Here is a 1,131-nt window from a genome sequence, read left to right on the forward strand (position 1 = left end):
GTCGTCGCCGCGTCCGCCGACCCCGGTGAGCAGCGTCAGGCCGGGCAGCCGGACGGGCGGGTCTCCCCCGGACGCGCGCGCGGGACGCCCCCGGACCTGCCGGGACCGGCCCGCCTCTGGGGGGCGGGTGAGCAGGCGGCCCCGGAACACCGCGCCCTTGGCGGTGATCCGGACGGGCTGGAACGCCGACTCGGGCAGCGAGCAGAAGCCCGACCGCACCACGTCGGCGAACATCGCCTCCGACACCACGACGGCCAGGTCGCGGCGCGGGTCGTCCAGCAGGCGGCGCAGCGGCGTCGAGTCGAGCAGCCGCTGCACCACGACCGGCGCGTCCCCGGCCGGGCCGAACGGGCCGGGGGTCAGCGTGCCGTGGTGCAGCGCGAGCCGGACCCGCAGCCGGCCGCCGCGCCCCGCGTCGGGACGCGCGGGCGTGTCGCGGACGGCGTTCACCTCGCGCAGCGCGGCCTCGAAGCCGAGCACGAAGTCGCCCGCCACCACGGCCGGGGCGGTCCCGGCGGGCAGCAGGGCCAGCTCGCCGTCCCCGCCGACCTGCTCGGACCAGTCGGCCCGGCGCAGCCCGGCGGCGGCCGCCGCCCGGTCGAGCACGGCCGCCAGGTCGTGCTGCGCGGCCAGCTGCCATCGCGCGGTCAGCCTGCTGTAGCCCTGGATGTCCACGGCGAGCAGCAGTCGGTAGACCAGGTCTTCCTCCGGATTCACGCCCATCTCGCCTTCGTTCCTCCGAGCGCGTGGGGCGGTCGCCCACAGTCGCTCCACGCTGGAGTGAGTGTCGCCGTTCGGTGGAGGAGCTCTGTGACGTCAGGGGTTGGTGGCGCCTCCGTCCTCGTGTGATGCCGTCGTCGGCGGTTTGGACGGCACAACGCGGCGCGCCGAGCCCTCGGGTAAGTAAGAGCTATCCCTTCGGTAAGGTCCCGCGGCCGCTTGGTTACCGGCTGGTAGCGAAGGGGCCGTACGCTGGGGCCCGTGAGCGCGACGCGACCCGTCCAGGAACCCGGCCTGATGCTGCCCGGCCTGCGCGAGGTGTACCAGGTGTTCGTGCGGGCGGCCGGCGAGCTGCCCGCGCTGCCCGCCGCCCTGCCCGCCGAGGTGTGGGTGTCGGCCCAGCTCGGCACG

1 protein-coding gene is annotated in these 1,131 nt (G+C 76.0%); it reads right to left on the reverse strand.

Annotated elements, in window-relative coordinates:
• Positions 1–723, reverse strand: a 723-nt coding sequence (locus AB0J52_RS41710) for a hypothetical protein (protein ID WP_500188821.1), incomplete at its 3' end; no start/stop codon positions are given.
• Positions 724–1,131 lie beyond the last annotated feature (408 nt).

Source organism: Spirillospora sp. NPDC049652, from assembly GCF_040675125.1.
In the GTDB taxonomy this organism is placed as follows: Bacteria; Actinomycetota; Actinomycetes; order Streptosporangiales; family Streptosporangiaceae; genus Spirillospora.